The organism is Lutibacter sp. B1 (assembly GCF_012524075.1).
In the GTDB taxonomy this organism is placed as follows: domain Bacteria; phylum Bacteroidota; class Bacteroidia; order Flavobacteriales; family Flavobacteriaceae; genus Lutibacter.
In genome coordinates this window covers 79,726-100,990 of record NZ_JAAZUI010000009.1, presented here as the reverse complement: position 1 = coordinate 100,990, position 21,265 = coordinate 79,726, and the positions used below count along the sequence as shown (strand labels likewise).

The following is a 21,265-nucleotide window of genomic DNA, read 5'->3' as shown; positions in this document are numbered from 1 at the left end:
TATAAATTTAAGACGAATAGTAGTAATGGATGTTAAAATAGACAAAAGTTGGAAAAATTTGTTACAAGATGAATTTGATAAACCTTATTTTGAGCAACTTACCAATTTTGTTAAAGATGAATATGCCAAAAACACATGTTATCCTAAAGGGAATCAAATTTTTGAAGCATTCAATTTATGTTCTTTTGATAATTTAAAGATAGTAATTATTGGTCAAGATCCTTATCATGGAGTTGGACAAGCTCATGGTTTGTGTTTTTCGGTAAATGAAGGTATTGCACATCCGCCTTCGTTAATAAATATTTTTAAAGAAATTGAGACAGATTTAAATATTCCTTACCCCAAAAGTGGAAATTTAGAACGTTGGGCAAAGCAAGGTGTACTTTTGCTGAATGCTACATTAACGGTTAGAGCTCATAATGCAGGTTCACACCAAAATAAAGGATGGGAACAATTTACAGATGCTGTTATTTCTAAAATTTCAGAAAAAAAAGAGAACATAGTTTTTTTGCTTTGGGGAGGTTTTGCTAAAAAGAAAGGAATAAAAATAAATAAAAACAAACACTGTATTTTAACGTGTGGACATCCTTCGCCTTTAAGTGCGAATAGAGGTTATTGGTTTGGAAATAAGCACTTTAGTAAAACTAATAATTATCTTAAAAATAATAATTTACTTGAAATTACTTGGTGATTTATATCATATAATTTTTATGTAATATTAGTTACATTTACTCAAAATTTAAATATAAACAATGAAAAATTTAACAAAAATTTTAGTAGTTATTTTTAGTGTTTTTGCTTTGGCTAGTTGTAAGCAAAATAATAGTTATACTAAAATCAATAATTCAAAAACAGCAGCAAATGTTGTCACACATAAAATTGTAGTAAATGAATTTAAGGATGCCGATATGTATACTTATATAAATGTTACAGAAGAAGGGAAAAATTATTGGATGGCAATACCAAAAACAGAAGTTAAAATAGGTGACATTTACTATTATGATGGAGGAATGGTTATGAAAAATTTTGAAAGTAAACAATTTAATAAAACTTTTGAAACAATAACTTTTGCTGATGCTGTTAGAACTACAGAAGAAAGAGTTAAAACTGAAATAAATCCGCATGGAAATTCTGATAAAAATACATTAATTAGTAATGTTAAAATTGAGAAACCTAAAAATGGAATTTCATTAGAAGAACTTTTTAAAGATAAAGATGCTCACTCTAACAAATTTATAGTTGTTAAAGGTGTGGTTACAAAAGTTAACAAAGAGATTTTAGAAAAAAACTGGATACATATTGTAGACGGTACTACTTTTGAAAATAAAAAGAGTTTAACTATTGCTAGTACTGAGTTGGCTAAAGTTGGTGATACAGTTACTTTTAAAGGTAAAGTTACCCTTAATAAAGATTTTGGTTACGGATATATTTATGATATTTTATTGGAAGAAGGAGAGCTGGTTGAATAAAAAAAAGCACTTTTAAAGTGCTTTTTTAACTAACTCAAAATTTTATACAATGAAAACAAAGCTTACCAATTCTTTGTTCTATTGTAACCTAAACAATACTTGTGCCAAAGTATTGAAAAGGTGTTAATTAAAAGTTAAAGTAAGTTATTTAAATATTAATTATTCCAAATGCTTTTGCGCTCTGTATGAAGATCGTACTAAGGCGCTGCTTTCTACATGTCTAAATCCCATTGAAAGCCCAATTTCTTTGTATTTAGCAAATTGTTCAGGAGTTATAAATTCTTTAACAGGTAAATGTTTTTTACTTGGTTGTAAGTATTGTCCAATAGTAATAATATCAACTTTTGCATTGGCTAAATCTTGCATAGTTTCAATAACTTCATCTTCAGTTTCACCCAATCCAAGCATAATGCCAGATTTTGTTCTGCGTTGTCCTTGATCTTTCATATATTTTAAAACTTCAAGGCTTCTATCATATTTTGCTTGAATTCTAACTTCACGAGTTAAACGTCTGACAGTTTCTAAATTATGTGAAATAACTTCAGGAGCAACAGCTAAAATTCGGTCAATATTTGTTGTATTTCCTTGAAAATCTGGAATTAAAGTCTCTAAAGTTGTAGTTGGATTTGCTCTTCGTATAGCATTCACAGTTTCAGCCCAAATTATAGAACCTCCATCTTTTATATCATCTCTATCAACCGATGTGATTACAGCATGTTTAATCTTCATTATTTTGATAGATTGAGCAACTTTTTCAGGTTCTTCCCAGTCAACAGTTTCGGGCCTTCCTGTTTTTACACCACAAAACCCACAAGAACGCGTACATATATTTCCTAAAATCATAAATGTAGCAGTTCCTTCAGTCCAACATTCACCCATATTAGGGCAACTGCCACTTGTACAAATTGTATTTAGTTTGTATTTATCAACCAATCCGCGTAACTCCGTATATTTTTTACCTACAGGAAGTTTTACACGTAACCATTTAGGTTTTTGTGATTTGTTTGGAGATGTAATTGTTTCTTCAGTCATTTTAGTAATAAATTGATTACAAAAGTACAAAGAATTTATAAACTATATGTTGTGAGAAAAGTTAAAGGATAATTAAAGCGTTTTGTTTTTGGAAGATTTTGTAATAATATCGGCAAGCAAATTTTTTGCCCTTAATAACTTAACTTTAATATTGCTCATTGGCTCGTTAAGTGCTTCGGACATTTCTTTATAACTCATTTCTCTAAAATATCGAAGATTTATAATTTCTTGATAATGAGGTTTTAACTGTTTAATATAATGAAGTAATTGTGCTAAATTTTGTTCAATTATAAGTTGATCTTCTGCCGAAGGCGTTTCATCAAAAATTTTATATGCCTCAGATTCTTTTTTGTTGATAGAAACAATGTCTGTACGTTGTTTGCGGATATGATCTAAAAAAATATTTTTAGAAATTGAAATTAACCAGGTTTTAAAGTTATACCTCTCATTGTATAAATGAATTTTATCAAATGCTTTTGAGAATGTTTTAATGGTAATGTCTTCTGCTTCATCTTCATCATCAGATTTTGAAAGTTGAAACCTGTAAACATCACTCCAATAGCGGTTTAATAAAGCATTAAAAGCCTTTTGATCTTTTTGTTTTGCTTTCTCAATTAAATCGTCAATATCAATACTTTTTTTTACCAATGTGAAGGTTTTGAAATAAGATTTTTTATAAAGATAATCATTTGTGTGAATATTAAAAGCACTTCAAATAAAGGAGTTAAAAAAATAAGGTCCTTTTCATTTAATTTTTTTGCTGAAAATCCTACACTTAAATAAAGCATACTTATTCTGGCAAGAAATAAAATTAACACAATTTGCCACTTAAAAGTAGTTGCAAGTAGTGTTATACTTAAAATCCAGAATAATAGTTGTGAGCTAAAGAATAATCCTAATAAAAATTTATGAATTGGCTTGTAGTGATTAGCTGTAGATATATGCCTTCTTTTTTGTTGAATCCAATCTTTAAAGGTAGTTTTTGGTTTTGATAATGTAAAACTTTCTTCAGAATAACAAATTGATGTGTTTTGTTTGGTTGCTACTTCATTGATAAACAAATCGTCGTCGCCTGATTTTAATTTTATGTGTTTAATAAATCCATTAACTTTAAAAAAAAGCTCTTTTGTATAGGCTAAGTTTCTGCCAACGCCCATGTAAGGTAGTCCAATTTTGGCATACGAAAAATACTGTATTGCAGTTAGTAGGGTTTCAAACCTAATAAGTTTATTAAGGAAAGATTTTTTCTTTTTGGTATAAGCACCATATCCTAAAACAATATTTTTTGTAGTGAAGTTGCTTGCCATTTCTGCAATCCAATTTTTTGAAGATGGTTTACAATCGGCATCAGAAAATAGTAAATGTTCGTTTGATGCTATTTTAATACCTAATGTTAAAGCGTATTTTTTATTGCCCCAAAAATTTTCGTTGGCTTTTACATTTACAATTTTAATTTTTGAAGGAAATTTATGTTTAAAATCCTCCATTACATCTAAAGTGTGGTCAATAGAACAATCATTTATAAGAATTAACTCGTAATTAGGGTAGTTTTGTTCTAAAAACAGAGGAATGTTTTTAGTTAAGTTTTTAGCTTCATTTTTTGCACAAATTAGTACAGAAACAGGTTGATTAAAGGATAATGATTCTTTTCTGTTTTTAGAAAAAGAAAATGAGCCATAAATTAAAATGTAATAAATAAGCTGAATACAAAAAATTACTATAAAAGCAATAAAAAGGTATTCGAGCATTTTTTATCTATTTTCGCATTGGTCTGCAGTTTTACCACAATACCCGCAAGGTTCTCCGTTTTTATTTAAATGTGGATTTTGACTTGCACATGTACCGGCAAATTTACCGTCTTTTTTTGCCCAAATTTTAATTGCTATTCCGGCAACTCCTAAACCTAATAAAGCAATAGATATCAATATAAGTTTCATTGTTTAGATTTGTTTTTTTATTGAATAAAATATATTAAAAATATATGTTGCAAATATACTAATTTATTAATGATAGATAATGAATGTTTTGAGTGTTTTTAATAATATCTATTTTTTTAAATAAAAGTATTAAAAATTAGTTAAAATTAAGTTAAAGTGCTGAATATTAGTTTGTTTGTTTTAGTTTTAAATAAAAAAATACTATATTGGCTATTAATTAATATTCACAACATCTTAAAATTGCTTGCACAAATTAAGCCACTTAAACTTTTAAGAATTATTAAATTGATTGAATTAAGGAATATTAATTAATTTACTACTAGCTAAAAAATAAGACTCGTCAATTTATAAAAATGACGAGTCTTTGTATATTAATAAAAATTAAGTTTTATTGTTTAATTAATTCTTCTTGTACGTTATTTGGTACTAATTCAAAAGATGAGAATTTAGTACTAAAACTACCTCTACCTTGTGTAATTGAACGCAAAGTTGTTGAGTATTTGTACATTTCAGCTAATGGAATTTTAGCTTTAATGGTTTGGTATTTACCATCACTATCCATACCTAAAATAATAGATCTGCGCGATTGCAAATCGGTCATAACATTACCCATCAATTCTTCAGGTACTTTTACAGTTAATTCGTGAACAGGTTCAAGCAATTTAGGTTTTGCTTGTAAAAATGCAGCTTTAAAAGCATGTGCACCGGCTATTTTAAATGAAATATCGTTAGAATCTACAGCATGCATTTTTCCATCAAATAACATCACTCTAATATCTCTGGCGTATGAACCTGTTAAAGGTCCTTCTTCCATTACTTCCAAAATTCCTTTTAAAACTGAAGGTAAATATCGAGCATCAATAACACCACCTACAATACAATTATAAAAAATTAATTTACCTCCCCATTCCAAATCAATTTCTTCTTTACCTCTTATATTAAATCCTTCCGGTTCTGGCATACCTTCAAAATAAGGTTCTATTTTTAAGTGAACTTCACCAAACTGGCCAGCACCACCTGATTGTTTTTTGTGTTTGTAACTTGTTGTAGAAGATCGTTGTATAGTTTCTCTGTAAGCAATTCGAGGTTGCTCAAATACAGCTTTAATACCATAAACATTTTGTAAAGTCCAGTCTATAGTTGCTAAGTGAAGCTCACCTTGGCAGGAAAGAATAAGCTGTTTTAGTTCTTTAGAATATTTTACTAATACTGTTGGATCTTGACTATGGATCTTTTTTAAGGCATCATTTAATTTTTCTTCATCATTCTTATCTATGGCATTCACAGATTTATTAATTCTAGGATCAGGGTATTTAATTGGTTTAATTGTAATATTAGAGCCTTTGGTTCTTAACGTATCATTGGTTTCAGTATATTTTAGTTTTAAGGTAGCACCAATATCTCCCGCGCTAAGTTTTTCAACTAATTCGCGGTTTTTACCATCCATAATATACAATTGATTTAGAATTTCAATTTCATTATTTCTCGAATTTTCTAATTTGTCATTTACTTTAATTTCTCCGGATTTTACTTTAAAGAAACTTATTTGACCAAGATTAGGTTCGTATAAAGTTTTAAAAACAAACAACGAAGTTGGTGCATCTTTTTTACACTCAATAGTAGTTCCTTCAACAGTTTGTTCAGATTTTAAATCGGCAGCAGAAGGTGCTACATTATCAATAAATCCCATTAATCGCCCACTTCCCATATCATTTAAAGCTGAAATACAAAAAACAGGAAACAATTCATGATTTAACATTCCTTTTTTAATTCCTTCTCTCATTTCATCCTCGTTAAGTGTTCCTTTATCAAAATAAAGTTCCATTAAATCTTCATCATTTTCAGCAGCTTTTTCAACTAATTCATTATGTAATTCATTAGCAATATCTTTTTGATCAGAAGGTATTTCTAATTTTTCAGGTTTTCCACCTTCTGGACCGAATTTGTACATTTTCATTTTTAACACATCAACAATACATTGTGCTCCATCAATTACTAATGGATATTGTACTTTAACAGCGTTATTACCAACAAGTTCAACTATACTTTTAAAACTTTCTTCAAATTCCGCATTTGGACTATCAATTTGATTAATAACAAATAAAGTTGGCTTAGAAAAACGATCTACATAATTCCAAATAATTTCAGTACCAACTTCAACTCCTTGTTGCGCATTTATAACAGTTACTACAGAATCTGCAACACGCATTGTTGAAGCAATTTCTCCAATAAAATCGTCTAAACCGGGAGTGTCTAAAATGTTAATTTTGTAATTACGCCATTCTGTGTGAAGAGGTGTGGCAAAAACGGAAGTTTCTCTTTCATGTTCAATATCGTGATAGTCTGAAACAGTATTTTTATTTTCAACACTACCACGGCGGTTGACTAATCCGGCTTCAAAGAGCATAGTTTCAGCTAATGTAGTTTTACCACTTTTATGTGCTCCTACAAAAGCAACATTTTTAATGTGTTTATCGTCGTATATTTTCATAATATTACTGGTTTTTTTATAAAAAGTCCTATAAAGTTACGAACTTTTTAAAATAAAAAGATGACTAATGTTAGTGTTTTTTAAAAGTGCTTTCTTATTAATTAAGTATTAAACAATTCATCCTATTAAAACAACAATTCGGTGATATTAAATTTTTAAACTGAAGTAATACTCTCAATTTTGAACTGTAAAAATCAAGTATTAATTAAAAAACAAACAATTATGCAACAAGTAATTTTAGCAATTGCCTTATTAATATCATCACTGATATTTGCACAAAAAGAAACTGAATTAAAAGACGAAAGTATTACTATTACAGCAACTGTAGTAAACGCATTAAATGATACAGGTGAAATTAGATTTGCTCTTTATACTAAAGAAAACTTTATGAAGCAACCCTTATTTCATCAATCGGCAATAATTGAAGAAGGAAAAAGTACTGTAACATTTACTAACATACCAAAAGGAATTTATGCTGTTACATGTTATCATGATGAAAATGATAACAAACAAATGGATTTTTTTGAAAATGGTATGCCAAAAGAAAGTTATGGAAGTTCAAATAATCCTTTAAATTTTGGTCCGCCTGATTTTGAAAGCTCTAAATTTGAAGTATCAAATAAAGATATTATATTAGAGATTAAATTTTAATAAATGAACAAATTATCCAAAGAAATCCTTATAAATTTTTTTATTGGCGTTATTGTTTTTGTTATTGGTAATGCGTTTTATAATCAATTGCAATTCAGTAGTTTATATGATTTTTTAATCAGTTTTGCTTTTTATCAAGTATATACTTTTGTAATAAGTTTCTCAAATACAAGGTATTTTAGTTATTTAGATACGTTGCATTGGGCTGATGGTGAAAAAGTTAAAAGAATTTTAGTAGGTTTTTTTGGTTCAATTGTAATTACATTAGCAGATTTATTTGTATTAAGGTTACTAACAGCAGTTTATTATGATCGAGTAACTTTTAAAGAATTTATTGTTGAAGAAAGTTATAAAAATTACACATTTGGTTTATGGATTACTTTAACCATTGTTACCGTTTATCATTTTATTTATTATTATAACGAATACCAAAAGAGAAAGGTAAAAGACTCACAAAAATTTGCAAAACAAGAATCGGCTAAATTTGAATCTTTAAAAAATCAGTTAGATCCTCATTTTTTGTTTAATAGTTTAAATGTGTTGACTTCTTTAATCGGTGAAAATCCACAACAAGCAGAAAAGTTTACTACTAAATTATCTAAAATTTACAGATATGTTTTAGAGCAAAGAGATAAAGATCTAACCTTGTTAGAAGATGAATTACAATTTGCAAAATCGTATATGGAATTATTAAAAATGAGGTTTGAGGATGCTGTAATTTTTACAATACCGGAAACGGTAAGTAATCCGGAATTGAAAATTTTGCCTTTGTCATTACAACTTTTGTTAGAAAATGCCGTAAAACACAATGTAATTACATCTCAAAACCCGTTAATAATAACAATTTATGAAGATGATGGTTTTTTAGTGGTAGAGAATAATATTAACCCTAAAGGATTTGTAGAAAAAAGCACTAAAGTTGGTTTGCAAAACATAAAACATCGTTATAGTTTAATAACAAAAAGAGCTGTTGAAATAACAGATTACAATAAAATATTTAAGGTGAAATTACCTTTATTAACACAACAAATATCAGTCATGAAAACAGATTATATCAATGATAGCAATAAATATATAAAAGCAAAAAAAAGAGTAGATGATTTAAAAGAATTTTACGGAAGTTTAATTTCCTATTGTGTAGTTATTCCTTTTTTAATATTTATAAATTACAGAACCTATTGGGGCTTTCAATGGTTTTGGTTTCCAATGTTCGGTTGGGGTTTAGGTTTGGTAATACAAGCGTTTAAAACTTTTGGGTACGGAACTGATTGGGAAGACAGAAAAATTAGAGAATATATGGAAAAAGACAAAAACAGATTTTAATTTAAAGTGAGTTAGATGAATTAGAACAATTTAAGTTTTGTTAATGAGCTAGCTTATTGTATGTTTTTGTCATTTTTTGCCTTCGCAGGAATGGCAGGTTCTTAATTAACCAAAAATATATCTGATTACCAAATACTCCTTTTTTAAACCTATTAATTATTTTATTTCCGCTTCGGCGGATTTTTTTATTAATGGTGGTTTACAATTCGGTAATTAAAATAAACAGTTCGGTAGTTTTATTTTTTCTTCTTAACAATTTTGGTAGAAGTTTGATCTGTCAAAATTAAAGTTACCATGAAAGCTATTATTACATTTTTATGTTGTTTCAATATTTTTAGTTTGTTTTCGCAAACAATTATTTCCGGAAAAATTTTGAATAGTAAAAAACAGCCTATAGAAGGAGTTAATGTTTTTTTAGAAGGAACTTATGATGGAGCTTCAACAATTACTGATGGTACTTTTTCTTTTACAACAGAAGAAATTGGAGAACAAACTTTAAAGGCTTCATTTATGTCATATCAAACGTATGAATTAAAAGGTGATGTAACTACTTTTAAAAATCTTACCATTATTTTAAAAGAAGAAATTTTTGAATTAACAGGTGTAACACTTTCTGCAGGAACATTTAAAGCAGGAGATAATTCTAAAATATCTGTGTTAAAACCTTTAGATATTTTAACTACAGCAAGTGCTGTAGGAGATGTTTTTGGTGCATTTCAAACATTGCCCGGAACAACAACTGTTGCAGAAGATGGCAGGCTTTTTGTGCGCGGAGGTGATGCCGAAGAAACGCAGGTTTTTATAGATGGTTTACGGGTTTTCTCTCCATATTCTTCCAGACCAAATAATACGCCTACAAGAGGACGTTATTCTGCAAATTTATTTAAAGGAACCACCTTTTCAACTGGAGGTTATTCAGCAGAATTTGGTCAGGCATTATCAAGCGTATTTTTGTTAAATACGATTGATAAACCCAGCCAAGAAGAAACTAATATTTCTATTATGACTTTAGGTGCCGGTATTGGAAATACGCAATTATGGGGTAATAATTCGTTAAGTGTCAATATGTCTTACATCAATTTAAAACCATATGAAAGTTTAATTTCAGATAGATATAATTGGAAAAAGCAGTATGAGAGTTTTTCCGGAGAAGGTGTATATCGAAAACAATTTAAAAACGGATTGTTAAAATTATACACAGCTATTGATGCTTCTAATTTTGATGTGTATGTAGATGATATTAATTATGAGTACCAAGTTCAGAATAAAATTAAAAACACCAATTTGTATACAAATCTTTTTTACAAAGGTGTTTTACAAAACGATTGGGTTATAGAAACCGGAGGAAGTTTTTCATACACAAAAAATGATATTGTGTATGCTGTTGAAAATATTGATCAGGATGAATTAGATTTTCACGCAAAACTGAAGTTAAAAAGAAGTTTTAACAGCAATATTAAGTTAAGCGTTGGTTTAGAATATTTTTCAGAGAATTTTGGTGAAGATTATCAGAATGAAAATTCAACTATTTTTACAAGTAAAGTAGAAAATAATTTGCCTTCGGTTTTTGCAGAAAGTGATATTTTCTTTTCTAATAAGTTGGCACTTAATGTTGGTGTTAGAAGTTCCTATACTTCTGTAAATAAAGATTGGTTTACTTCTCCAAGAATTTCTTTTGCTTATAAAACAGGTGAAAACGATCAGTTTTCTTTGGCGTATGGTACTTTTTATCAATCACCTAAAACAGGTTATTTAAAATATAATAACAATTTGAAATCAGAAAAAGCATCACATTACCTTTTAAATTATCAATACATTGTTAATGGTAAAACTTTTAGGGCAGAAGCGTTTTATAAAAAATATGTTGATTTGGTAAAATACAATACACAAAGTCCGGAATACAACAGTATTTATACAAACTCAGGTAATGGTTATGCAAGTGGTTTTGATGTTTTTTGGCGAGATAATAAGTCTGTTGATAATTTAGAATATTGGGTTAGTTATTCCTTTTTAAACACCAAACGGAATTATAAAAATTATGCTGAGAAAGTAACTCCAAATTTTACTGCAAAGCACAATTTTTCTTTAGTAGGAAAGTATTGGGTAGATGCTTTAAAAAGTCAGTTTGGTTTTACGTATTCATATACTAGTGGCAGACCTTATGATAACCCAAATACCACCGATTTTATGGCAGAAAAAACAAAAGCATATCACGATGTAAGTTTTAACTGTTCTTATTTGTTAACGCAACAAAAAATACTGTATTTCTCTTTAAGTAATCCTTTCGGAATTAAAAATATAAATGGATATCAATATGCAAATCAGCCAGATCAATCAGGTTTTTACAATCGAAAAGCTATAAAACCGGCAGCAGATTTTTCTTTCTTTATAGGCTTCTTTTGGACAATTAGCGATGATAAAAAAAGCAATCAGCTTGATAATTTGTAAAACCAAAAATAAGTAATTCTACAATTCATCAGTAAAAAATAACAATTCAGTACTACACTTTTTGTAACAAGAAACTATCAATTTACATTTGAAACATAAAAAATTAAAATCATGAAAAAAATAATTCTTACAGTACTATTATTAGTTGTTTATAGTATAACATTTTCTCAATCTAATTATGAAAAAGGAATGCAAAAAGCCCTAAATTTTTGGAAAGAAGGGAAAGTTACAGAAGCATCAAACACATTTGAACGCATAGCGAATATTGAGAATGATAACTGGTTGCCTAATTATTACGTGGCTTATGTAAATATTATTGCTGCTTTTCAAGATAAAAATTTAGAAACCTTAACTTTAAAACTAGATAAAGCTGAAAAGTATTTAGAAAAAGCTCAAAAAATAACACCAAACAATGTGGAGCTTTTGGTATTAAAGGCCTTGCATCACACAGTTTGGGTTTCTTTTGACGGGGCTACTTATGGCAGAAAGTATTCAGGAGAAATTTCACAAATTTATCAACAAGCAAAAGAAATGGATCCAACCAATCCAAGAGTTATATATTCTGATGCCGAATGGAAAATAGGTAGTGCAAAATATTTTGGTAAAGATATTACACCATATTGTAAAGGTTTAGCACATGCTTTAGAACTTTTTACTACTTTTAAAAATGAAACTCCTTTTTATCCAAATTGGGGAAAAAATAGGGCAGAAGAGTTATATAATAATTGTAAATAAGGAGTTCAAAAAAATTAATGATTATGAGAAATCAAGATTTTAAAGATGAAGATCGCTATTTAAGAGCAGAGAAAAAAGTAAAACAAGTAAAAGGGTTTTATTTACATTTGTTTTGGTATGTTTTGATAAATGTTTCTTTATTGGTGATGATTTATATAAATTTAAATGCTGATGAAGAATTTTTTCAATGGGAACATTTTGCAACACCATTTTTTTGGGGAATTGGTCTTGGATTTCATTGGTTGGGTGTTTTTGGTAAAAATTTTATATTTTCTAAAGATTGGGAAGAACGTAAAATTAAAGAATTTATGGAAAAAGATAAACACGAGTTTTGGGAATAATTTTTTTTGAATTCATTATAATTTTGAATGAAATACTAAAAAGTAAAACTAAAAATGAAGGTAGTAATTATTGAAGATGAAAAACCGGCGGCAAGAAGGTTAAATAGAATGTTAAATGAATTTGGTATTGAACCAATTGCCATGTTGTATTCCGTTGAAGAATCAATTAATTGGTTCTATAATAATGAGCATCCGGATTTGTTATTTTTAGATATTCAACTTTCTGATGGTTTATCATTTGAAATTTTTGATGAAGTTGCTATTAAAAGCGCTATAATTTTTACTACAGCTTATGATGAATATGCTCTTAAAGCATTCAAACTAAATAGCATTGATTATTTACTTAAACCAATTGATAATGAGGAGCTTGAAAGTGCAATAAATAAGTATAAAAATTTACAACAAACATCACAAAATATTGGTTTTGATATAGAAGAGTTAAAAAGTTTAATTACTTCCACACATCATCAATATAAAAAAAGGTTTACTGTTAAAATTGGCCAGCATTTAAAAATGATATCGGTCGAGTTAATTGAGTGTTTTTATAGTGAGAATAAAGCTACTTATATACATACAACAGATAATAGAAGCTACTTAATTGAAGCTACTCTAGAGCAATTAGAAGAAAAACTTCAACCCGAACTGTTTTTTAGAGTTAGCAGAAAATTCTTTGTAAATATAAATGCTATAAAAGATATTATTGCATACTCAAATAGCAGGTTAAAACTTGTTTTAAAAACGTATACCACTTCAGAGATTATTGTAAGTCGTGAGCGTGTTAAAGATTTTAAAAATTGGATTTCTTAATTTTTAAGTATAATTGCTTCATTTTCTTTTTGTTATAATAAAATAAATTTAGTAAATTTGCACTCCTTTTTACGAGAACAGATTTAGAAAGGATATGTATAAAACTAAATATAAATAATCTCTTTGCGTTATTATCGTATAAAAATCTGAATAACAATAAGATACAAAAAATTATCATCAGCAATATGTCTGAAGAAACAAAAAAAACTGAAGAGCAAGTAGAAGCTACTGAAGTAAAAAAAACTACAGCAAAAGCAAAAACTACAAAAGCTAAAGCTGAAAAAGCAACTGAAACAAATGAAGAAACTGTAAAAGAAGTAGAAACTCCTGTTGCAGAAGAAGCTAAAGAAGTTGTAGAAAAAGTAAGTCCGGAAGAATTTTTAGAAAATTTTAATTGGCACAAATACGAAGAAGGTATTGAAGCAGTTGACGAAGAAAACATAAAAGCTTTTGAAGCGGCGTTAGATGGTACTTTAGGTTTGGTAAATGAGCGTGAAGTAATTGATGGAATAGTAGTTAGAAAAACTGACCGTGAAGCAATTATTGATATCAATTCAAAATCTGAAGGTGTTATATCTTTAAATGAGTTTCGTTACAACCCTAACTTAGCTGTTGGAGACACAGTTGAAGTTTTGGTTGACAAAAGAGAAGATAGTACAGGTCAATTAGTATTATCACACAAAAAAGCAAGAGTAATTAAAGCTTGGGATCGTGTAAATAATGCATACGAAACAGGTGAAGTGGTTAATGGTTTTGTAAAATGTAGAACTCGTGGAGGTATGATTGTAGACGTTTTTGGAATTGAAGCGTTCTTACCAGGTTCTCAAATTGATGTAAAACCAATTAGAGATTACGATCAATACGTAGAAAAAACAATGGAATTCAAAGTTGTAAAAATCAACCACGAATTTAAAAACGTTGTTGTTTCTCACAAAGCTCTTATAGAAGCTGATATTGAAGTTCAAAAGAAAGAAATTATAGGTAAATTAGAAAAAGGACAAGTATTAGAAGGTGTTGTTAAAAACATTACTTCTTATGGTGTATTTGTTGATTTAGGTGGTGTTGACGGTTTAGTTCATATTACAGATTTATCTTGGTCAAGAATCAATCACCCAAGTGAAGTGGTTGAATTAGATCAAACATTAAATGTTGTAATTCTTGATTTTGATGATGAGAAAACAAGAATTCAATTAGGATTAAAACAATTAAGTGCTCACCCATGGGAAGCTTTAGATGCCAATATTAAAGTTGGTGATTCAGTTAAAGGTAAAGTAGTAGTACTTGCTGATTATGGTGCATTTATTGAAGTTGCTCCAGGTGTTGAAGGTTTAATTCACGTATCTGAAATGTCTTGGTCTACTCACTTACGTTCAGCACAAGATTTTGTTGCCGTAGGCGATGAAGTTGAAGCACAAGTTTTAACTTTAGACAGAGATGAAAGAAAAATGTCTTTAGGTATCAAACAATTACATCCGGATCCTTGGTCAAACATTGCAGAGAAATATCCTGTAGGTTCTACACATACCGGTACAGTTCGTAACTATACTAACTTTGGTGTATTTGTAGAATTGGAAGAAGGAATTGATGGATTAGTTTATATCTCTGATTTATCTTGGACTAAAAAAATAAAACACCCATCAGACTTTGTAGCTGTAGGTGATAAATTAGAAGTTCAAGTTTTAGAGTTAGATGTTGAAGGACGTAAATTAAATTTAGGTCATAAGCAAACTACTAAAAATCCTTGGGATATTCACGAAGAAACATATTCTTTAGATTCAATTCATGAAGGAACTGTTAAAGAAAAAAGTGACAAAGGTTTAATTGTAACTTTTGAAGATGGTGTTGAAGCATTTGTTCCAAGTAGATTTACTACTAAAGAAGATGGTTCTAAATTAACTAAAGGAGATACCGATAAATTTAAAGTTCTTGAATTTAACAAAGAGTTTAGACGTGTTGTAGCTTCACATTCATCAATCTTTAAAGCACAAGAAGAGAAAAATGTAAAAGCAGCTCAGAAAAAGGCTGAATCTGCTGAAAAAACAACTCTGGGTGATTTAGGTGGTGATTTAGCCGCATTAAAGAAAAAAATGGAAGGAAAATAATTTTCACTTCAATTTAACTATAAAAAAGCTGTATCATTTGATACAGCTTTTTTTTTCGCTATTACAACTATAAAATTTATATTTGTTCCTTAAAATTTTAAAATGCCTTTAATAAAATCAATCTCAGGAATACGAGGTACAATAGGAGGAAATGTAAATGATAATTTAACTCCAATTGATACTGTAAAATTTGCTGCTGCTTACGGTATGTGGCTTAAAAATCAAGCTAAAAAAGAAGATGTTACTGTAATTGTTGGTAGAGATGCCCGAATTTCAGGTAAAATGGTAAGTAGTTTGGTATGTAATACTTTGGTAGGCTTAGGAATAAATATTATAGACATAGGTTTGTCTACTACACCTACAGTAGAAATTGCTGTTCCGTTAGACAATGCCGATGGTGGAATTATTATTACGGCAAGTCACAACCCAAAGCAATGGAATGCCTTAAAATTATTGAACGGAAAAGGCGAGTTTTTAAGTGCAAAAGATGGAGAAGAAGTTCTAAATATTGCAGAAAACGATTTGTATGAGTTTGCTCAAGTTGATAACTTAGGCATTTACAAAAGAAAGAAAGATTATATAGAAAAACACATTGAAGAAGTTTTAAAGTTAGAACTGGTAAACGTAGAAGCAGTTAAAAAAGCTAAATTTAAAGTGGTTGTTGATGCTGTTAATTCTACCGGAGGTATTGCAATACCTGCTTTATTAAAAGAATTAGGAGTTATTTGTGTTGAATTGTATTGTGAACCTAATGGAGAGTTTCCTCATAATCCGGAACCGTTAAAAGAACATTTGACTGATATTTCTGAATTAGTAGTAGAAGAAAAAGCTGATTTTGGTATTGTTGTAGATCCTGATGTAGATAGATTAGCACTTGTATGTGAAGACGGTTCAATGTTTGGAGAAGAATATACACTGGTTGCTTGTGCCGATTATGTATTAGGAAAAACGAATGGAAATACGGTTTCAAACTTATCATCATCAAGAGCTTTAAGAGATATTACGCAAAAACATGGCGGTGAATATCAGGCAAGTGCTGTTGGAGAAGTAAATGTAGTTGAATTAATGAAAAAATCAAATGCAGTAATTGGAGGTGAAGGTAATGGAGGTATTATTTATTCGGCTTCACACTATGGTAGAGATTCATTAGTTGGCGTAGCGTTGTTTTTATCTCATTTAGCAAATTTAAAAATGAGTTGTAAGCAATTAAGAGACAGTTATCCAAATTATTTTATGAGTAAAAATAAAATTGAATTAACACCTCAAATCAATGTTGATGCTATTTTGGATACAATTGCCATAAATTATAAAAATGAAGATGTTATTACTATTGATGGTGTAAAAATTAATTTTGATACAGAATGGGTACATCTTAGAAAATCAAATACAGAGCCTATTATAAGAATATATACTGAAAGTACTTCACAAATTAACGCTGATAATTTGGCTAACAGATTTAAAGCCGAATTAATTAATCTTACTAAATAATAAAATACACTGAAAAAAATACTATTCGCATTTTTAATGCTGGCAACTTCTGTGGTTTTTTCACAAGAAGAATCTACTTTTACTGATTATAAAGACGTAAAAAGTAATAAAGGAAAGCTTTTTGTATACTGGGGCTGGAATAGATCTAATTATTCAAGATCAGATATTAAATTTAAAGGAAATGATTATAATTTCACATTGAAAGATGTAAAAGCAAGAGACAAACCAAAACCATTTGGAGTATATTATTTTAAACCAGATGAAGTTACTATACCACAAACCAATTTTAGAGTAGGTTATTTTTTTCATGAAAATTATAATGTAGCTATTGGAGTTGATCACATGAAATATGTAATGCGTAACAATCAAACCGTTAAAATAAATGGTTCTATTAATACTGGAGGTGATTTCGATGGTGTTTATAATGGTGATAATATTGTTTTAACAGAAGACTTTTTAACATTTGAACATACCGATGGTTTAAATTATGTTAATGTTGAAGTAAGTAGGTTTGATAATTTAGATAACTGGTTAAAATTCCCTATAAAAAATATAGATATTAATTTAACAGAAGGAGTTGGTGTTGGGTTACTATACCCAAAAACAAATACAAAATTATTAGGAAAAGAGAGATATGATGAATTTCATGTTTCTGGTTATGGAATGTCCGTTCATGCGGGATTAAACATAACATTTTTTAAACATTTCTTTATTCAATCAAATATAAAATATGGGTACATTAATATGAGTGATATTAGAACTACCGATAGTAAAAATGATTCAGCAGAACAACATTTTACCTTTTTTGAAAGTATGTATGTTTTTGGGGCTAAGTTTAATTTAATGAAATAAATTTAATTTTTTACCGATTTACCTTTGTGTTTGAAGCGTTTATGAGTCCAAAAATAGTATTCAGGTTCAGCATAAATCTGTTTTTCAAGTTTTTCAAGAAATATGTCGGTTAATTTATAATCGGCATATTTTTTTGACTCCTTTGTAATTAAACTGAAAGTACTTTCGTAATATCCTCGCTTTATTTTTTTAGTTTCAATATAAACCAAGTTCATATCGTATTTTTTAGCCAGCATCTCTGCACCTGTGTGAATTGGAATTTTTGTTCCTAAAAATTCACCCCAATAATGGGTTTTTTTCAATTGTGGAGATTGGTCGCTAAGCAAGCCATACATTGCTTGAATATTATTTGTATAATTGCTTTCAATTTCTGTAATTATTTTTGAACTTTGTTTTAAATTAAAACCAAATCTTCCTCTTGATGTTAATATTTTATCGTTAAAATACTTATTTTTTACTTTTGTGTAAGCTGTATAACTTTTATAATTTATATAAGAGCTTAACCCAAAAAGCCATTCCCAATTAGCGTAGTGAGAACCTATAATAATTAAACTTTTTCCATCTTTTTGTAAGTTGTTGATTAAATCAACATTGGTGTAAACAGCATGTTTTGCTAACTCTTTTTTTGATATAGTGAATGATTTTATCATTTCAATAAAAATATCTACAAAGTGACGATAGAATTTTTTGCTAATTATAGTTAACTCTTCATCAGATTTTTTTGGGAAAGCCAGTTTTAAATTATTTAAAACAACTTTTTTTCGATAACCTATAACATAATAAATTAATAAATAGATAAAATCTGAAATAATATATAAAACCCGAAAAGGTAAAATTGAAACTAACCAAATTAATGGGTAAACTAAAATGTAAATTATTAAATTCATAATACGGAGGCGCAAATATCGTATTTAAATTTTAATTATTTTTTATAATAAAATTAATATCATAAGTTTTTCATATTTTCGCTTTTCAACAAATTATTTTTTAAATGAATTTAAATTCGGTACTGCTTATTATTATAATAGCAAATGTGTTAATATCGATCAAAGGTTTTAGTGATCGTTTATTTTTTGATAAATATAAGTTTCAAATAGGAGCAATTAATAGAGGTGAAAAAATTAGAATGTTTTCATCGGCATTTTTACATGTAGATTATTTGCATTTAATATTAAATATGTATGTATTGTACATTTTTGCACCTATAATTATAGTTAAATTAGGAGTTTTAAAATTTATAATCCTTTATTTTGGAAGTTTACTTGCCGGAAGTGTTTTAAGCCTTTCATATCACAAAAATGAGTTATATTACAGTGCAGTTGGTGCTTCAGGAGCTGTTTCCGGTATTATTTATGCGGCTATTTTATTAAATCCTAATATGCGTTTGGGTATTTTTCCACTGCCATTTTATGTTCCTGGGTATATTTTTGGTATAGGATATTTATTATATTCAATTTATGGAATGAAAAAACAATTAGGTAATGTAGGGCACTCTGCACATTTAGGAGGCGCTATTGGAGGTTATGCGCTTATGTTATTAGTGTATCCACAAATATTTTCGTTAAGTAAAATAACTGTAATTTTATTAGGTATTCCTATAGTTTTAGTATTGCTTTTTGGAAATAAATTGAAATAAAAAAAAGCCAAACTTTTGTTTGGCTTTTTTTTTGAGCGAGAGACCGGGCTCGAACCGGCGACAGTCAGCTTGGAAGGCTGAAGCTCTACCAACTGAGCTACTCTCGCAATGCGTCGGCAAATATACAATCCTTTTATATTTCTACAAATATTTTTGAATAAAAAAAGATTTTTTTCATAATATTAAATGCTATTTTAGTAAAGTATAATGTGTTAGAGATATGATAAAAAAAATATTAGAGACCGAAAGATTGTATTTGAGGGAGTTTATTACTTCAGATGGATTTCATTTTTATCATTTAAATAATGATCCGGAAGTTATAAAATATACAGGAAACTCAGCATTTAGCAATATAAATGAAGCAACTGATTTTGTTAAAAAATACAATGATTATACAGTAAATGGTTTTGGGCGTTGGGCTGTTTGTATAAAAGAAACAAACGAATTTTTAGGTTGGTGTGGTTTAAAATACGATTTTGGTATAAAAGAAGTCGATTTAGGTTTTAGATTCTATAAGAAAAATTGGGGAAAAGGTTATGCAACAGAATCTGCTAAAGCTTGTGTAGTTTATGGTTTTAAATGTTTAAAAATTAAAGAAATTAAAGGAAGAGCTTATTTAGAAAATAAAGCTTCAATAAAAGTGTTGGAAAAGTGTAATTTTAAGTTTGTTAAACAGTTTATATATGATAACCAGCCAGCGGTACTTTATACTATAAAAAATGATAAAAATTAAACAAATATCTGCCGAGGAAACCTATCCGATCCGTTTGGAGGTTTTACGTAAAAATATTTTATTGCCTTATGTATTTAATGGAGATACTGATAATGATACTTTTCATATAGGTGCCTTTGAAGACGATAAACTTATAGCGGTTTCAAGTTATATGAAAGTAAGTAATAGTAATTTTAAAGGTAATCAATATCAGTTAAGAGGTATGGCAACTTTAACAGAGTATCAAGGTTTAGGTGCAGGAAAATTAATGTTACATAAAGTATTTTCAATTTTAAAAACTAAAAATATCGATATTTTATGGTGTAATGCGCGAGTAGCAGCATTAAACTTTTATAAAAAACAAGGTTTTGTTGTTTTTGGAGATAAATTTGATGTACCACAAATTGGCGATCACTATGTTATGTATGTTAAATTATAAAAAATGACCAAACCTAATCATTTATATCTTCTAAAGTATTTTTATGTTATAATACTATTTATAAGTAGTTTACAAGTAAATTCACAAAGTATTTTTTCTGAATTTGCTTTAACAGGTAAGGGAGATTTAGTTTTAGAAGGAAGTAATATTAGATTACAGCCGGAGGTTTTCGAAGCGTATAAAAACATGCAAGCAGCAGCTCTTGAAGAAGGAATTTCAATTAAAATAGTATCAGCATATAGAAGTTATAATCGTCAAAAAAATATTTGGAACCGTAAATACAATAAATATATTTCGGAAGGTTTATCTCCTAAAAAAGCAATTGATAAAATTATTGAATATTCTACAATACCGGGTACTTCACGTCATCATTGGGGAACTGATATTGATATTATTGATAGCTCTGTTCAACAGCCTGATGATGTTTTAATTGAAGAAAATTATAATGCTAATGGAGTTTATGAAAATTTAAAAAAATGGATGGATAACAATGCCGAGAAGTTTGGTTTTTATTTAGTTTATACAAATGATGAAAACAGAAAAGGTTTTAAATATGAACCTTGGCATTACAGTTACTTGCCAATTTCTAAACTAATGTTGCAGGAATATTCTAAAATAGATTTGTTGAAATTACTTGAAGCTAGTAATTTGAAAGGGAAGAAATATGTAACGAAAGATTTTATTGAAATCTACTATTTTGAAAATATATTAGATATAAATAGTGATTTAAAATAAAAATAGGATTAAGAAGCTTAAATTAAACATAAAAAAATGACAGCCATTTTTCGACTGCCATTTTTTA

Annotated in this window: 21 protein-coding genes and 1 tRNA gene; 15 read left to right on the top strand and 7 right to left on the bottom strand. The window is 28.5% G+C overall.

Annotation, left to right across the window (positions count from 1 at the left end):
* Positions 1-25 precede the first annotated feature (25 nt).
* Together ung and HGB55_RS07235 are read left to right on the top strand one after the other, a co-directional pair.
* On the top strand, positions 26-691 hold the full coding sequence (gene ung, locus HGB55_RS07240; RefSeq protein WP_168816084.1) for a uracil-DNA glycosylase: 666 nt from the start codon (positions 26-28) through the stop codon (positions 689-691).
* A 61-nt stretch (positions 692-752) separates the two neighbouring features.
* Complete coding sequence (locus HGB55_RS07235) at positions 753-1,469, top strand: hypothetical protein (RefSeq protein ID WP_168816082.1); 717 nt, start codon at positions 753-755, stop codon at positions 1,467-1,469.
* Between the two features lie 159 nt (positions 1,470-1,628).
* Here HGB55_RS07235 and lipA read toward each other — a convergent pair whose 3' ends face one another.
* From lipA to HGB55_RS07210, 5 genes are all read right to left on the bottom strand, one after another.
* Positions 1,629-2,501, bottom strand: a complete 873-nt coding sequence (lipA, locus tag HGB55_RS07230) for a lipoyl synthase (protein ID WP_168816080.1) — start codon at positions 2,499-2,501, stop codon at positions 1,629-1,631.
* Positions 2,502-2,573: 72 nt separating this feature from the next.
* Positions 2,574-3,149 (bottom strand): RNA polymerase sigma factor, encoded by a 576-nt coding sequence (locus HGB55_RS07225; protein WP_211047364.1) that lies wholly within the window; start codon positions 3,147-3,149, stop codon positions 2,574-2,576.
* Complete coding sequence (locus HGB55_RS07220; RefSeq protein WP_168816078.1) at positions 3,143-4,249, bottom strand: glycosyltransferase; 1,107 nt, start codon at positions 4,247-4,249, stop codon at positions 3,143-3,145. Before HGB55_RS07220 ends, HGB55_RS07225 begins: the two co-directional genes overlap by 7 nt.
* 3 nt (positions 4,250-4,252) lie before the next feature.
* Complete coding sequence (locus HGB55_RS07215; RefSeq protein WP_168816076.1) at positions 4,253-4,438, bottom strand: membrane or secreted protein; 186 nt, start codon at positions 4,436-4,438, stop codon at positions 4,253-4,255.
* Between the two features lie 388 nt (positions 4,439-4,826).
* Positions 4,827-6,929, bottom strand: coding sequence for a translation factor GTPase family protein (locus HGB55_RS07210; protein WP_168816074.1), 2,103 nt, complete (start codon positions 6,927-6,929; stop codon positions 4,827-4,829).
* A 222-nt stretch (positions 6,930-7,151) separates the two neighbouring features.
* Between HGB55_RS07210 and HGB55_RS07205 the strand changes: the two genes are divergently transcribed.
* From HGB55_RS07205 to HGB55_RS07165, 9 genes are all read left to right on the top strand, one after another.
* On the top strand, positions 7,152-7,580 hold the full coding sequence (locus HGB55_RS07205) for a DUF2141 domain-containing protein (RefSeq protein ID WP_168816072.1): 429 nt from the start codon (positions 7,152-7,154) through the stop codon (positions 7,578-7,580).
* A gap of 3 nt (positions 7,581-7,583) precedes the next feature.
* Positions 7,584-8,903, top strand: coding sequence for a 2TM domain-containing protein (locus tag HGB55_RS07200; protein WP_168816070.1), 1,320 nt, complete (start codon positions 7,584-7,586; stop codon positions 8,901-8,903).
* 294 nt (positions 8,904-9,197) lie between these two features.
* Positions 9,198-11,351 carry a TonB-dependent receptor gene (locus tag HGB55_RS07195; RefSeq protein WP_168816068.1) on the top strand — a complete coding sequence of 718 codons (2,154 nt, stop codon included), beginning with the start codon at positions 9,198-9,200 and terminating at the stop codon, positions 11,349-11,351.
* Between the two features lie 111 nt (positions 11,352-11,462).
* Entirely contained in the window at positions 11,463-12,086 is a 624-nt protein-coding gene (locus tag HGB55_RS07190) for a hypothetical protein (RefSeq protein ID WP_168816066.1), read from the top strand.
* Between the two features lie 23 nt (positions 12,087-12,109).
* The gene (locus HGB55_RS07185) at positions 12,110-12,427 is read left to right on the top strand and encodes a 2TM domain-containing protein (RefSeq protein WP_247649190.1); all 318 of its coding nucleotides are present in this window, start codon (positions 12,110-12,112) and stop codon (positions 12,425-12,427) included.
* A 54-nt stretch (positions 12,428-12,481) separates the two neighbouring features.
* Positions 12,482-13,234, top strand: a complete 753-nt coding sequence (locus HGB55_RS07180) for a LytTR family DNA-binding domain-containing protein (protein ID WP_168816062.1) — start codon at positions 12,482-12,484, stop codon at positions 13,232-13,234.
* 185 nt (positions 13,235-13,419) lie between these two features.
* Positions 13,420-15,336, top strand: coding sequence for a 30S ribosomal protein S1 (gene rpsA / locus HGB55_RS07175; protein ID WP_168816060.1), 1,917 nt, complete (start codon positions 13,420-13,422; stop codon positions 15,334-15,336).
* 102 nt (positions 15,337-15,438) lie between these two features.
* The gene (gene glmM / locus HGB55_RS07170) at positions 15,439-16,824 is read left to right on the top strand and encodes a phosphoglucosamine mutase (protein ID WP_168816059.1); all 1,386 of its coding nucleotides are present in this window, start codon (positions 15,439-15,441) and stop codon (positions 16,822-16,824) included.
* A gap of 36 nt (positions 16,825-16,860) precedes the next feature.
* Positions 16,861-17,676: a hypothetical protein gene (locus HGB55_RS07165; protein ID WP_168816049.1), complete on the top strand. Its 816-nt coding sequence runs from the start codon at positions 16,861-16,863 to the stop codon at positions 17,674-17,676.
* Positions 17,677-17,678: 2 nt separating this feature from the next.
* On the opposite strand, the gene HGB55_RS07160 is transcribed toward HGB55_RS07165, so the two are convergent.
* Complete coding sequence (locus HGB55_RS07160) at positions 17,679-18,563, bottom strand: lysophospholipid acyltransferase family protein (RefSeq protein WP_168816047.1); 885 nt, start codon at positions 18,561-18,563, stop codon at positions 17,679-17,681.
* Between the two features lie 104 nt (positions 18,564-18,667).
* Here HGB55_RS07160 and HGB55_RS07155 point away from each other — a divergent pair, with 104 nt between their 5' ends.
* Positions 18,668-19,312, top strand: a complete 645-nt coding sequence (locus tag HGB55_RS07155) for a rhomboid family intramembrane serine protease (RefSeq protein ID WP_168816045.1) — start codon at positions 18,668-18,670, stop codon at positions 19,310-19,312.
* A 34-nt stretch (positions 19,313-19,346) separates the two neighbouring features.
* Here the strand turns inward: HGB55_RS07155 and HGB55_RS07150 are convergent.
* Positions 19,347-19,419: transfer RNA gene (locus HGB55_RS07150), tRNA-Gly, on the bottom strand.
* 113 nt (positions 19,420-19,532) lie between these two features.
* Between HGB55_RS07150 and HGB55_RS07145 the strand changes: the two genes are divergently transcribed.
* Genes HGB55_RS07145 through HGB55_RS07135 form a run of 3 tightly spaced genes read left to right on the top strand, consistent with a single transcriptional unit; the run spans position 19,533 to position 21,198 of the window.
* Positions 19,533-20,045 carry a GNAT family N-acetyltransferase gene (locus HGB55_RS07145; protein WP_211047363.1) on the top strand — a complete coding sequence of 171 codons (513 nt, stop codon included), beginning with the start codon at positions 19,533-19,535 and terminating at the stop codon, positions 20,043-20,045.
* On the top strand, positions 20,032-20,463 hold the full coding sequence (locus HGB55_RS07140; RefSeq protein WP_168816043.1) for a GNAT family N-acetyltransferase: 432 nt from the start codon (positions 20,032-20,034) through the stop codon (positions 20,461-20,463). Before HGB55_RS07145 ends, HGB55_RS07140 begins: the two co-directional genes overlap by 14 nt.
* Positions 20,464-20,466: 3 nt before the next feature.
* Positions 20,467-21,198 carry a M15 family metallopeptidase gene (locus HGB55_RS07135; RefSeq protein WP_168816041.1) on the top strand — a complete coding sequence of 244 codons (732 nt, stop codon included), beginning with the start codon at positions 20,467-20,469 and terminating at the stop codon, positions 21,196-21,198.
* Positions 21,199-21,265: the final 67 nt, after the last annotated feature.